A 15,042-nucleotide genomic window follows, 5' to 3' on the forward strand; every position below is an offset into this window, starting at 1 on the left:
TAGAATAATCAACTCGACCTATATAAACCTATTAGCGTATTAAGAAAATGACAGAATTGACTCGTTACCTTATAAAATCAACAGTTGACCAGAAAGGGATCGTAAAAGCATGGGAGGAGCAGGTTGCGATTCCAACATACGAGATTGGGACGATGGAGAAGAATCCCATATTTGCCGAAAAGCGCGTATACCAAGGTAGCTCGGGGGTAGTATATCCCTATCCGATCATAGAGAAAATTAGCGATCAGAAGCGAAACAAGATCTATCAGGCGCTATTTCTTGAAAATGAATATATCAAGGTAATGATTCTTCCAGCTTTAGGTGGACGGGTTCATATGGCTTATGATAAAGTTAGAGAACGACATTTCGTTTACTATAATGAAGTTATCAAGCCCGCTTTGGTTGGGCTCACTGGTCCTTGGATTTCTGGAGGGATTGAATTTAATTGGCCTCAGCATCATAGACCGACTACTTTTATGCCTACAGAGCATTTAATCGAACACAACAGCGATGGAAGTATTACGGTTTGGTGCAACGAAATCGAACGTATGTTTCGGATGAAGGCCATGCAGGGATTTACTTTGCATCCCGACAAAGCGTATCTGGAAATCAAGGTTCAGGTGTATAATCGGACAGCATTGCCACAAACTTTTCTGTGGTGGGCCAATCCGGCTGTTGTTGTGAATGACGACTATTATTCCGTGTTCCCTCCCGATGTCAATGCCGTTTTTGATCATGGAAAGCGAGAGGTTTCTTCTTTCCCGATTGCTACTGGGACCTATTATAAGTACGATTACTCGGCAGGTGTTGATATTGCACAATACAAAAATATTCCTGTTCCCACATCCTATATGGCCATTCAATCGAAATACAACTTCGTTGGCGGCTATGAGGCTGGTGCTACCAATGCGGGGATGTTGCATGTGGCCGACCATCACATTTCACCGGGGAAAAAACAGTGGACCTGGGGAAATGGTGACTTTGGTGTCGCTTGGGATAGAAACCTGACAGATGAAAATGGGCCATACATTGAATTGATGGCTGGTGTATATACAGATAATCAGCCTGATTTTGCTTGGTTACAACCTTACGAAGTGAAATCTTGGTGTCAGTATTTTATGCCTTACGCAGAAGTTGGACAGGTGAAAAATGCAACAAAAGATGCGGTGCTCAATATGGAGGTTAGGGAGCAGACCGCTCACATTGTTTTGTATACAACAGGGAGGCATGAAAATATACGTGTTTTGTTACGTAATACGGCCGGTAAAATCTATTTGGACGAACAAGTGACTTGTTCTCCTCGGAATATTTATACCCAACGTGTTGCTGGACTGGAGAGTGTACCAACCGAACTCATATTGACTGTGTATGATAAAAATAATCATGAAATATTGGTTTACCAGCAGGAGCAGGTGAAGGATGCTAAAGATGTACCCAAACCGGCACAGGCAGCATTGTTGCCCGAAGATATTTGTTCTATCGAAGAATTGTTTTTGACAGGGCAGCATCTGGAGCAGTACCGGCATGCAACTTATCATCCATTGGATTACTATAAAGAGGCGCTACGACGTGAACCGAACGACATCAGATGTAATAATGCAATGGGCGCTTTCTTGTTGCGGAATGGTAAGATAGAGGAGTCTATCACTTATTTTGAGACCGCTATCGCTCGCGCTACGGAGCGTAATCCCAATCCTTATGATGGAGAACCTTACTACAACCTTGGTGTAGCTCTGCAACTATCTGGGGATCTGAATGGGGCTTATGCAGCTTTCTACAAAGCAACATGGAATGCCGCATGGAAGGATTCTGGTTATTTTGGTTTGGCACAAATTGATGCGAAGAGAGGCAATTGGAAAGCTGCTTTAGAAAAAATAGATCAGTCATTGAGCAGAAACTGGTATCACCATAAAGGAAGACAACTGAAGGCCTCTATTTTAAGAAAAATCGGGGCAAAAGATGCTGCTTTAGCATGGATTCAAGAATCAATGGAATTGGATCCGTTTAATATGGGCTGTAGATTCGAATGGTACCTGTTAACAAAAGAAGAATCGATATTTTCTCCTATTCTCGATTTAGCGCGCGTTAATATTCATAGTGCGATAGAATATGCATTGGATTTTGCTCATGCCGGTCTGTATGAAGAAGCATCTTTACTCCTGGAGAAAACCATTGAAGACGTAACCTTAGTTTACCCTATGGTATATTATACACTAGGTTATTTTGCGACTCATTTGGGTCTGCATGACAGGGCAAAAACTTATTGTGATCAAGCTGCCGTTATGGATCCTAGCTGTTGTTTTCCAAATCGCTTGGAAGAGATTGCAATTCTCCAACATGCCATAGTTTTAAATAGTGCTGACGCAAAGGCATCGTATTATTTGGGCAATCTTTGGTATGGTAAAAGACAGCATCAGGATGCTGTAGACTGTTGGGAACGTTCTATTCAATTGGATGGACAGTTTCCTACTGTTCTTCGCAATTTGGCCTTAGCCTATTATAATCGGATCGATAAGCCAAAAGAAGCGGTAACGCTATTGGAACGAGCATTTTTACTGGATGAAACGGATGCCCGTCTACTCATGGAGCTTCATCAGCTCTACAAGAAAGAGGGACGCTCTTACAAAGAAAGGTTGGCTCTGCTCGATCGATATCCGGATTTGGTGACGCTTAGGGACGATCTATTCTTGGAGCGGATCACCCTATTTAATCTTTTGGGTGAACATGAGGTCGCGAAAACGTTGCTGGCTTCCAGACAGTTTAAACCCTGGGAAGGGGGTGAAGGTAAAGTTTCACGTCAATACACGATATGTCAGCTCGAATTGGCCAAAAAATCGATACTGCAAAATGAACTGCAGCAGGCGCTTTCCTTGCTGAAGGCGCTTGATTATTATCCACATAACCTGGGTGAAGGTAAGCTTATTACAATGGAAGAAAACGATGTTCACTATTATAAGGGACTCGTCTATCGTTTATTGGGGATGGATGAAGAAGCTAAAGTTTATTTCTATAAAGCAACAGAAGGTGCTGATGAACCCCAGCAGGCCCTTTTCTATAATGATCCACAACCAGATAAGATATTTTATCAAGGTTTAGCCTGGCATGAGCTTGGTGATCCAGTGCGAGCTGAACAACGTTTTCAATGTTTAATAGATCATGGAAAGTTATTTATTGACAAGCCTTTTAAAATAGATTATTTTGCAGTTTCCTTGCCTGATATGGATATTTGGGAGGAAGATCTGGATCATAAGAATAAAATACATTGTTTGTATGTCATGGGATTGGGGTATTTGGGGAATGGAGATCGTGCTTTGGCAATGGATTATTTAGCACAAGTCCAGCAGTTGGATCCCAATCACCAAGGGAGCCAGGCTATTATGTATTCTTTCTTAGGTGAAACTTCTTTAAAGAATTAATTCAGTATGTATCGCTATATCATTGTATTCGTCGTTCTATTTCAAAGTTATACGGTCTGGGCAGATGGATTAAATCGTCTTGACCTTGCAGGTGAGTGGAAGGTTCGGCTTGATCCCGAAGATGTCGGTATCGAGCATGGTTGGGCTGGTAAATCGTTCGAAACATCGATCAGATTACCAGGAACAACTGATGATGCGGGTTTAGGAACCGTAAATACGTTGACACCTGCTCTTGCCAAACCTCAGCTTTCGCATCTAACGCGAGCACATCGTTATGTGGGGGCAGCATGGTATACACGGGAAATTTCAATTCCGGCAGGTTGGACAGGTAAGGAGATCATTTTAAACCTCGAGCGGGTTCTTTGGGAGTCTAGGGTTTGGATCGATGGGATAGCGGTAGTACAAAAGCAACGTAGCCTTGTCAGTCCGCATGGGTTTGACTTAAGTGCGCTACTGAAAGCAGGAAAGAAACATCGGTTGACAATCCGCATAGATAACAGGAAGAAGCTCCCAATTAGCGTTGATGATATGGCACATGCTTATACCGATCACACCCAAATTATTTGGAATGGCATTCTTGGAAAGATAGCTATTCAGGCCTACGATGCGGTGCGTCTGAAGTCTGTGTATGCGAGTCCTAATCTAGCGAAAAAGGAAATCAATCTGCAGGTCAATCTCCGTAATAGACTTGCAAAGGCCGTTGTCGGTAAACTGAAAATAAAGGTAAAAGACAAAATGGGTTCGCTACCATCCGTTGAAAGAATCATTCAGCTGTCGCCAGGGGATTCAGCGATCAATCTAAACTACCTTCTTGGTGACAAACTGAAAGTTTGGAGCGAATTTTCACCGCATTTGTACGACATCAATCTGGAATTGAAAACCATAGATGCCGTATCAACATTGAGTACCTCAATAGGTATGCGTGAGCTTTCTACGGATGGGACCATGCTAAAAGTCAATGGTGAGCCTTTATTTTTGAGGGGAACATTGGAATGCAGTATCTTTCCGTTAACGGGACATCCGCCGATGGATAAGGCCGGTTGGAGAAAAGTCTTTGTGACAGCGCGCGAATGGGGGCTAAATCATCTGAGGTTTCATTCATGGTGTCCTCCTGAGGCGGCCTTTGCTGTTGCTGACGAATTGGGATTCTATCTTCAAATTGAGTTGCCAATCTGGGAGAATAATCTTGGTAAAGATGAGGGAGTGATGAATTTTCTCTATGAAGAGGCCGATCGAATAATGCAAACCTATGGAAACCATCCGTCCTTTTGTTTTTGGAGCATGGGTAACGAGTTGAGTGGTGATTTCAATGCGCTGAATGCGCTGGTAAAATACATAAAGGAAAAAGACAAACGGCATCTTTATACCGCAACTTCTTTTACATTCCAGCAAGGGCATGGTGTCAAGGAAGAACCCTATGATGATTATCTGATTACCCAGTGGACAGCCAAGGGCTGGGTACGGGGACAAGGTGTATTTAATAGCGAAACACCTACATTCAATAAAAACTACAGCAATTCTTTGGAAGGAATTTCGATTCCGGTCGTGACGCACGAAATTGGACAATATGCTGTCTATCCCAATCTCGCCGAAATCAAAAAATATAAAGGTGTTTTAAAACCGTTAAACTTCATTTCTGTAGCAGAAGATCTAAAACAAAAAGGATTATTACATAAGGCCAGCGCATATACGATGTCCTCGGGAAAATTGGCAGCTATTCTGTACAAAGAGGAGATGGAAAGAGCGTTGAAGACACCGGGTATCAGTGGTTATCAGCTCCTTGATCTTCACGATTTCCCTGGTCAGGGAACGGCATTGGTAGGCTTATTAGATGCTTTTTGGGACAGCAAACATATTCTCTCTGCGGCAGAATTTCGACAATTTAGTGCTCCAGTAGTGCCTTTGCTTCAGTTTGCGAAAGCTGTATATACCAACGATGAAACGTTCAAAGCTTCTATAGATGTGAGTAATTATGGACAGGAGATTTTGAAGAATCAGGGGATTAGTTGGTTCCTGAAAGATGCGGGAAAAATAGTCGCACAGGGACATTTTCAGTCAACCATTGGAAAAGGACATCAAGGCAATGTGGGGCATTTAGAAGTACCATTACAAACAATTGGACAGGCGAAGAAATTGACGATTCAACTTAAACTTGAGGGTACTTCATACGAAAATCATTGGAATATTTGGGTGTATCCTCAGAAGGTAGCCGTTAATTTTGGGGAAGTTAGCTATACGCGCGAATTGGAGGAAGCAATGCACTTGCTGAAAGAAGGGAAAAAAGTGCTTTTAAATCCCGATTGGAAGAAAATAAGCGGTATTGAAGGGAAGTTCGTTCCTGTTTTTTGGAGCCCGGTACACTTTCCAAAACAGGCTGGTACAATGGGCTTGCTTTGTGATCCTAAACATCCTGTATTTGCCGATTTCCCGACAGATAATCATACGGATTGGCAATGGTGGGATCTCCAAATTAAATCGACTACGATGATTACGGATCAGGTCAAAGGTGGACATGCAGTTGTAGAGCTCATTGATAACTTTGCCAATAATAGAAGATTAGCATCTCTTTTTGAAGGGACGGTAGGATCAGGTAAGCTGATGATCGCATCGTTCGATATGGAGGCGGATCTAGCCAATAGGCCCGTTGCAAGACAGCTGTTGAGCTCCATATTAGCGTATATGAACAGTACAAAGTTTAGGCCTAAAGTGATCGAAAATCCGGCAATTCTATCGCAGGTATTGCGCTACAAAGAAGCGCAAGAAAAGTCCGAACCCAAAGCGATCTATTAGTTAGAAGATCGCTTTGGAAAAATTTAATATGCTTGATTTTTTAAAATAAATATGTTGAAATAATTGTTAACTTGGCCTTGTAATCTAATTGTTACCTGAAAAGCACAAAGACCAATAAACTGAAGATTGGGAGCTTTAGTTATGAGAAAAGAAAACGATGAAGCCAATTTGATCCAGGCGCTCTCTATAGGAAAGCAGGCTGTTTTACCAAAACTTTACGAACGATATGCAGACCGCATTTTCGATGTATCTTTCCATTTGTTGAAAGATACAGGTTGGAGCGAGGATGTCGTGCAGGAAGTTTTCGTGAAACTGTGGACCAATAGAGAAAGTATAAAACAGGATGTGGATCTCTGGCCATTTCTCTATGTATTGACTAAAAGAGAGTGTTTTAATAAACTAAGAAGTATTAAGCGTTCTCATTCGGCCTTTGAGCTTCTATATTACCATATTGAACATCATTCGGATAGCGCCGACGGTTTAATAGAACGAAAGGAACTTGCTGGTGAAATAGAAAATTATCTTTCCCTACTTCCTGAACAACAAAAACTTGTTTTTACATTAAGCCGAATCGAAGGGATACCTCACAATCAAATTGCAGAAGAACTAAATCTTTCTAAGAATACTGTAAAAAACCATCTTGCCAGAGCATCGAAACATTTAAAACAAGTCCGTTCTGGACGAAATCCGCTATTAACCCTATTTTTTTATTTTTTCTAAAAAAGGATCTCATTTCTTAATGTATCCGTATTGACGAGCCGTTGTCATCCCCTTGGTTAGGACTTGGAGTCAATTAATAAATTTTTACGACGATAGGGGATCCAGTAGGTATAAAAAAAAATAAAAAAATATTTTTCGCTGTAGTCCTTTTCTGTTTTTGCGGTGTACTGTCTAAAATAAATACTTAGAAAGTACGAACCAATTTGACCATGCAAGAAGAAAGACTACGCTATTTGCTAACCCATTATTTTAGAAATACAATCTCTCGTTCGGAATTGAAAGAGATGCTCGATCAATTAGATCAGCTGGAAGAAGCTGAATTCTCTGATCTTTTTGAACGTATGGGCGAAAGAATTCCTGAACGCTCAGAGTTGTTTAACAGGGATCAGGTTTTAAATCAGATCTCAAGTCGAATAGGGGAACATCATGAAGAGATAGGAAATGAAAGAAAATCAAAGCTGCGCTACATCAAATGGGGGGGGATTGCTGCCGCAATTGTTGTCTTTTGTTTTTCAATTCTGTTTTTGGTCCAGCAAAGCGCGCAGGAAACAACGTCTCAACAAGCCATCTCGCCAAAGGAAATCGCCTTGCCGGAAAACGGTGCACCTATACTTAAACTTTCAAATGGTGATCAATATTCAATTTCAGAAGAGCATCCCGAGACCTTGGATAAAAACGATCTGAGCATCGTTAAAGCAACAGATGGCACAGTAGTGTATCAGATTAGAAATAATGGCAAAGGCAAATCCGAGATGAGAACTTTCCTTAGTCCAAAAGGTAGTTCATTGACCGTGAAGCTGATTGATGGCACACAGGTTCAACTAAACTCTGGCGCTAGCTTGACCTATCCCACGCATTTTGATGATCACACTCGCACAGTATCCTTGGATGGTGAAGCTTATTTTGATGTCACTCACGACAGTCGCAAACCTTTTGTAGTTCAGACCAAGCAAACCAAGATCAGTGTGTTGGGGACGCAATTTAATGTTGCTTCTGATTTAAGCAAAACTAAAATATTGACCACTTTAATCAAAGGTAAAGTCGCTGTAAGCGCCGGACAGAATCAACAGATTTTGAGCCCAGGGATGCAAGCACAAACTGATCTGCGTACGAAGCAAATTGTGCTGCAAGAAGCTGATCTAAAAGAGGTGCTTGCCTGGCGGGATGGTTTCTTTCGCTTTTCGGAAGACAATATTGAGACTGTTTTGAGAAAGGTGAGCGAATGGTACGATATTAAAGAAATTAAGGTGCAGTCGTCCTCAAGAGATACATTTACGGGGATGATAAAGAGAACTAAAAAGCTGTCGGATCTGTTCGGACAGCTGGAGAAAATATCTAATTATAAATTTAAAATTCAGGATGGGAGGGTCCTTGTTATGTAATGATGTGACCTTCAGCTAAAAGTAATCGGAAGTGCTCGCAACACTCCCGATCGTTGTTTAGCAATTAAATAGACCTAATTGAGTTATGAACCATTTAACACCAAACCTATACAAATGTATAAAAGGAATAGCAAAAGTTGCTTTTTTACACAAAAATTCTTTGTAAAAGCATTTATCAGGATGAAAGTATGCATACTAATCCTCATCATCTCCATGGTGCACGTCTATGCATCTAGCTTTGGTCAGCAAGTGACATTGGATATAAAAAACGGACGTTTGGTGGACGTCCTGGATGAGATTCAAAAACAAACGGGGTACGAGTTTTTGTATAATAACAGTTTGATTAATAAACAGAAAAGAGTAACCATTAAAGCGAACCACAAAAACTTTAAAGAGCTACTTCAGGAATTCTTATCGGAAAGAGGCCTGACCTATGAATTGACGTTGAATACCGTATTGATACGGGCGAAGCAAATTTCTTCGCCAATTGCGCCGGTCAATATCATTCAGATACAGCGAAGGAGGATTACCGGTGTTGTGTCGGATGTGAAGGGAATGCCATTGGAAAGTGTCACGGTTTCGGTTAAGGGGACAACTATTGGAACGAAGACCGATGCGCAGGGGCAATTTGCTTTGGAAATTGAAGATCAGCACAAGGTGCTACAGTTTTCTCTGGTAGGATTTCAGACGTTCGAGCGTAATATTAGTACGTCACATCAGCTGAATGTCACTTTGGAGCCCGCAGTAGCTGATCTGGAGGAGGCGGTAGTTGTTGCTTATGGAAAACAACGTAAAATTAGTGTGGTAGGAGCGATTAGCAGTGTTTCTCCACAGCAGTTAAAAACTCCCGTAGCTAAAATCAGTAGCGCATTGGCGGGGCAGATGGCGGGAGTTGTTACGGTTCAGGGCTCTGGCGAGCCGGGGTCGGCAACTTCATTCTGGATACGAGGGGTCAGTAGTTTTGCAGGAAGTAACAGTCCATTGATTTTAGTCGATGGAATCGAGCGTCCAATGGATCTAGTTGATCCTGAGGATGTGGAGTCTTTTTCAGTTTTGAAAGATGCAACTGCCACAGCCGTGTACGGAGTAAGGGGCGCCAATGGTATTGTGATCATCACGACAAAAAGAGGAAAGAAAAGTGCCAAACCAACAATTAATGCTCGTGTTGAGCGTGGTATGTTGGAACCTGTTGTCTTGCCTAAATTGGCAAATGCCGCTCAATGGTTAGATTATTATAACGATATCAATTTTGAAGCTTCTGGAAAAGCACCATTGACACAGGAAGAGATAAATAAATATGTGAATAAAGTGGACCCGGATGTATATCCAAATGTAGATTGGATGCAAGAAATCTTTAAAAAGAGAACATCAAATGAGCGTTTGAACGTGAATGTAACCGGAGGAGGTGATTTTATTAAGTATTATGTGTCGGGTTCCTACATGAAAGAGAATGGAATCTTTCAGCCTCGTAAAACATCTAACTACGATCCGTCGGTGAATTTCGATCGGATCAATTTCAGATCGAATGTCGATATCAGGCTTTCTAAATCGACAGAAGTAAATCTGAATCTCTCCAATCAATATGAAACAAAAAATCGATTGGGTGTCAATTTAAGCGATATGTATGAAATGGTGCTGCATACAACTCCGGTCGCAACGCCTATCCAGTTTTCCAATGGAGCTTATGCACAGCCCCAAGGCGGGAGAAACCCATATTATGCGCTCAATACCACAGGATTCTCGAAGGATTTTTGGAATAATGCACAGTCATTGATTGGTATAACGCAGGATTTTTCGGAGTTGATAACTCCCGGTTTGAAAGCGAATGTCAAATTCTCCTGGGATGCAAAGAACTCGTCGAGCTTAGATAAAAGAAAGGCACCAACGACCTATTATGTTGACAAAGCAAATCCACGAGACAGTGAAGGAAATCTTATTTTAAAAGATAATGGTAACGGAAGTGACTACCTATCATTAGAAGATTATCATTCTGGAGAGCGTGCGACCAATTTTGAAAGCTCTCTGATGTATGACCAATTGTTTGGTGAAAAACATCGTGTGGGCGGGTTGTTTTTATTTTCCATGCGTGAGCGGACAAATAATTTTCCAGAACGTGATTATATTGCAGCCTTCCCCTATCGTAATACAGGAATTGCTTCACGTCTGACTTACTCGTATCAGGATCGCTATTTTATAGAAGGTAACTTTGGCTATAATGGTTCGGAGAACTTTGCGCCAAAGAAACGCTTTGGTTTCTTTCCTTCCCTAGCTATGGGCTATGTTATTAGTAATGAGTCCTTCTTCAAGTCGCTTTTGCCTGTTGTAAACTTCTTGAAGATCCGGGGATCCATTGGTAAGATTGGCAGTGATAAAATCGGCGGTTCCCGTCGGTTTGCCTATAATTCCGAAATGAAACTCGATGGCGGTTATTCTTTCGGCATTGGCGGTAAAAATTATATTCAAGGTATAGCAACTGGTTATCCCGGTAACCCGTTGGTTGCCTGGGAAAGTGCATTAAAGCGTAATATTGGTCTTGAACTAAGTCTGTTTAATAAGCTGACTATACAAGCCGATTATTTCGCCGAAAAGCGCGATGGAATTTATATTCTTCAAGGTAGTGTCCCTTCAATCGTGGGAATTAATGTAAAACCTTACGTTAATATTGGGCAGATGCAGAATAAAGGAGCCGAAGGTTCATTGGAATTTAATCATCGTCAGGGGGAAGTGGGAATACAAATTCGTGGTAACCTGACCTATAACCGAAATAAAAAATTATTTGATGATAATCCAGTTCCGAGATGGGCTTACCAGTCTGAGATTGGACAGCGTTGGGGGCAACAGCGTGGCTTGATTGCTTTGGGACTGTTTCAGTCGGAAGAAGATATCGCACATAGCCCAATTCAGCGTTATGGCGACATTATACGCCCTGGAGATGTCAAATACCGTGATATCAATGGTGACGGTGAAATTACGGATGAAGACAAAGTGGCTATAGGAAACACAGAGATGCCACAATGGAATTATGGGTTTGGAACCAGTGTATCTTGGAAGGGATTTGATTTATCGGCCTTTTTCCATGGTGTTGGACAAATATCGCGGATTATTGCAGGTGGACCTTTATATGGTCAAACCGGAAATATTTGGGGTTATGGACAGATTTATTCGGATGTAGCTGATCATCGCTGGAGTGCAGACAATCCAGATCCAAATGCTATTTACCCACGATTGTCATTTAATATTGCCAATAACGCTCAGCCTTCAACCTTATGGCAGCGCGATATGAGTTTTATCCGTTTGAAGAATCTAGAACTAGGCTACACGTTGCCAAAGCTGTTGACCGAAAAATGGAAAATGTCCATCGTGCGTATTTATGCACAAGGCGTGAATGTATTCACGTTTAGTAAGTTCAAACTATGGGATCCCGAATTAGAGACGGTGTCGGGCAGCAGTTATCCCCAAATGCGTGTATTTAATGTTGGTTTAAGTGTGACACTCTAATCTGAATGAAAATGAAAAAGTATATATACTCGGTTTCTTGTCTTTTGTTGTTACTTTCCTTCGGGTCATGTAGCAAATACCTGGATGTAGATCTGGAAAATCAGATGACCTTGGAAGAGGTGTTCAATAAACGGAAAACCACTGAGCAATACTTAGCTCAGGTATATGGTTATTTGCCCATAGAACATGACATGTTTAGCGGAGAGGGTGGAAATGTGCCACTAAGTGATGAAGCCTTGTTTTCTTGGGTTGCCTGGGTTCCATGGCTCAACTTTACGAACGGTGCATGGGGGGTGACAACACAGGATTATACGACTTGGGAGCAGAATTATAAAGGGATTAATCAGGCAACCATTTTCATTGAAAATATTGATAGAAATGTAGAATTGACTGCTGCTACTAAAGATATTATGAAAGCTGAGGCCCGTTTTTTAAGAGCCTATTTTTATTATCTGCTTTTAAAAAGATATGGACCTGTATTTGTATGGGGCGATCGTGCGCCGGATAGTAAAATTGATCCAACAACAGTCGACCGTATGTCTTTGCAGACGAATGTAGATTTTATACTTTCTGAATTTGATAAAGCAAGTGCCGTATTGCCGCAGGAAATTACTGATCAAGCCTGGTATGGTCGTTTGACGAAAGGGGCTGTAATGGCCGCTAAATCTGAATTACTTCTGTATATGGCCCGACCGTTATTTAATGGGGCGAAACTTTATATAGGAATAAGAAATAAGAGCGGTGAATTCTTATTCCCACAAGCACCAGATCCCAATAAATGGGAGCTTGCGGCGAAATCAGCCAAAGCGCTAATTGATCTGAATGTGTATGCCCTTTACCAAGATAACAAGGAGACGAACGCTTTCCGACGTGCGATTAAATCCTATATGGGTATTTATTTTGATAAATGGAATTCGGAAGTTATTTGGGGAAGATGGTCCGATGACGGCTTCAATTATAACGTACGAACCGCACCACCACGAGTTGTAACAATGGGCTGGGGCGGTTATGCACCTTCTCTAAAACTGGTTGATACCTATCCGATGGCAAGCTCTGGACGCTACCCGATTACAGGTTATAGCAGCAATGGACAACCTATTATTGATGAAAAATCAGGGTATAAGGAAACAGGATTTACAGATAACTATGTACATCCACTGGATAATTTTGCTTCCTTTAAAGCACATAACAGTTGTGTCGGAAGGGATGCACGTTTCTACGCGTCTATTTTGGCAAATGGAATGTATTGGACCAACCCAAAACCTCAGCCTAGGCAGGTGACATTCTTTGATGGCGGAACATCTTCGTATACGAAAACAGGCGACTGTGTGAAATCAGGCTATTTGTGGCGGCGGATGAGTGATCCAACAAATGATATAGAATCTGGAAACTGGGGACAGTTTGCCTGGCCTTTTTTTCGTCTTGCAGAGATATACCTCAATTATGCAGAAGCATGTAATGAAAAACCAAGTCGAAATGAAGCTGAAGCATTGAAGTATGTGAATCTCGTGCGACAACGCAGCGGCTTGAATAAATTGGAGGAGGCTTACCCTGAAGTCTTGGGAAATAAAGAGTTGCTTCGAGAACTTCTTCGTAAGGAGCGCATGGTAGAAATGGCTTTTGAGGGGCATCGCTATCCAGATCTAAGAACATGGATGATTGCAGAACAGGAAATGAACGAGCCTTATTACACACGCAATGTCGCAGCTACAACTTATGAAGCTTCCTGGGAACGTACAAAAGATGTTTTTCCTGGAAAGAGAAGTTTTCAGGCAAAACATTACTTTTTCCCCATACAGCAAAAGCAACTGAGCGAGATGATAAACATAACACAAAATTATGGATGGTAGTACGTATTTATTAATACTGAAAATGATTAGAAATTATATATCCTGCTGTGTTGTCTTTTTGGGCCTATTTCTGTTGAATGGATGTCAAAAGGATGACCGGATGAATAACATGGTCGATGACACCATTTATTTCAGAGATTTCAAAGAGAATAAAATAACCGTATTTGACTGGGGAAAGTTTGATTATAATGTTACTGTTGTGAAAGCAGGTATCGGGCAACAGGCTGCGAAGGTCAACTTCAAGATTGACGAAGCTTATCTAGCAGCATATAATGCGCAAGAAGGGACAAACTATAAGCTGCTCCCCGCAGATTGCTACAAAATTGATCAAACAGCATTAGCATTTGAAAAAAAGGATTATCTACAAGATATTGCCGTTATTTTTGATAGCGAACGTATAAAAGCGTTGCAGGGAAAGTATAAGGAGTTGTATGTTATTCCTTGCCGTATTGAAGCTGAGGGCGGAATATTGCATGCGTTGAAACCTGAAATGGCAACTACATTGCTCATCCCCAACGTTAAAGATCCTTTTTTGGAGTTTACATCACCAGGACTGCAGCTGGATCAAATCAAATTAAGCCCCACAGGTGCTGAACAAGCAGTAGGCGAAGCAACATTAGGCACAAACTACCCTAACCAATGGGATCTTGACTATGAGATTGAAGTTGATCCAACCGTTTTAACTGTCTACAACGGAGCAGTCAGCGAGGATAAGAAGTTGAAATTGCTTCCAAAAGAAGCTTATCAACTCTTGCCTGAACCGTATAAAATTGCAGCAAAAAAGAATAAAACGAGCTTTTCCTATACAATTTTGAAAAAGGGGCTTATTGATGGAACAACCAATTTATTCGGAGAATATGCTTTGCCTTTACGAATTAAGTCGGTTTCAAAAAATGGGATTAACCCCGTTGCTTCGACAGTATTGGTTCCTGTTTCATTTCAACCTCCAGATATCCCACGTAGTGGCTGGAAAGTAATTACAGCGTCTTCCGAATGGATTGGCGGCGGTGAAAAGGAAAATATACTCGACGGTAACCCCGATACCTTCTGGCATAATATCTGGATGGGCGGAGAACCACCATTGCCACATTATGTGATTATAGATTTTGGCAAAGAATATAATGTGATGATGGTTGAATTGACAAGGCGACTTTGGAATAATGATTTAAAAGTTGTTGAATTTTCGACAAGTAATGATAACAAAACGTATGTTCCATTAGGAAAAATTGATTTTGGAACAAATAGTCCCAAATCAACGTTGGCGGTAAATGTCCCAACGACAAAAGCACGTTATTTAAAATGTACGGTTACCGAAAGTAATCGTCCTCCTTCATCCGCTATTGCCGAAGTATATGTCAAAGGATTATAATAGCATACATCCTATTT

At 41.4% G+C, this 15,042-nt stretch carries 7 protein-coding genes; all 7 read left to right on the forward strand.

Annotation, left to right across the window (positions count from 1 at the left end):
• Positions 1-47 precede the first annotated feature (47 nt).
• The 7 genes from OK025_RS08520 to OK025_RS08550 all read left to right on the forward strand — a co-directional run bounded on the left by OK025_RS08520 (position 48) and on the right by OK025_RS08550 (position 15,025).
• Complete coding sequence (locus OK025_RS08520) at positions 48-3,416, forward strand: DUF5107 domain-containing protein (protein WP_317669106.1); 3,369 nt, start codon at positions 48-50, stop codon at positions 3,414-3,416.
• A gap of 6 nt (positions 3,417-3,422) precedes the next feature.
• On the forward strand, positions 3,423-6,206 hold the full coding sequence (locus tag OK025_RS08525) for a sugar-binding domain-containing protein (protein ID WP_317669107.1): 2,784 nt from the start codon (positions 3,423-3,425) through the stop codon (positions 6,204-6,206).
• A 141-nt stretch (positions 6,207-6,347) separates the two neighbouring features.
• Positions 6,348-6,926 carry an RNA polymerase sigma-70 factor gene (locus OK025_RS08530; protein ID WP_317669108.1) on the forward strand — a complete coding sequence of 193 codons (579 nt, stop codon included), beginning with the start codon at positions 6,348-6,350 and terminating at the stop codon, positions 6,924-6,926.
• A gap of 209 nt (positions 6,927-7,135) precedes the next feature.
• On the forward strand, positions 7,136-8,308 hold the full coding sequence (locus OK025_RS08535; RefSeq protein WP_317669109.1) for a FecR family protein: 1,173 nt from the start codon (positions 7,136-7,138) through the stop codon (positions 8,306-8,308).
• A 180-nt stretch (positions 8,309-8,488) separates the two neighbouring features.
• The gene (locus OK025_RS08540) at positions 8,489-11,806 is read left to right on the forward strand and encodes a TonB-dependent receptor (RefSeq protein ID WP_317669110.1); all 3,318 of its coding nucleotides are present in this window, start codon (positions 8,489-8,491) and stop codon (positions 11,804-11,806) included.
• A gap of 11 nt (positions 11,807-11,817) precedes the next feature.
• Positions 11,818-13,656, forward strand: a complete 1,839-nt coding sequence (locus OK025_RS08545) for a RagB/SusD family nutrient uptake outer membrane protein (RefSeq protein ID WP_317669111.1) — start codon at positions 11,818-11,820, stop codon at positions 13,654-13,656.
• A gap of 22 nt (positions 13,657-13,678) precedes the next feature.
• The gene (locus OK025_RS08550) at positions 13,679-15,025 is read left to right on the forward strand and encodes a BT_3987 domain-containing protein (RefSeq protein WP_317669112.1); all 1,347 of its coding nucleotides are present in this window, start codon (positions 13,679-13,681) and stop codon (positions 15,023-15,025) included.
• The last annotated feature ends 17 nt before the right edge of the window (positions 15,026-15,042 follow it).

The organism is Sphingobacterium sp. UGAL515B_05, from assembly GCF_033097525.1.
Lineage (GTDB): Bacteria > Bacteroidota > Bacteroidia > Sphingobacteriales > Sphingobacteriaceae > Sphingobacterium.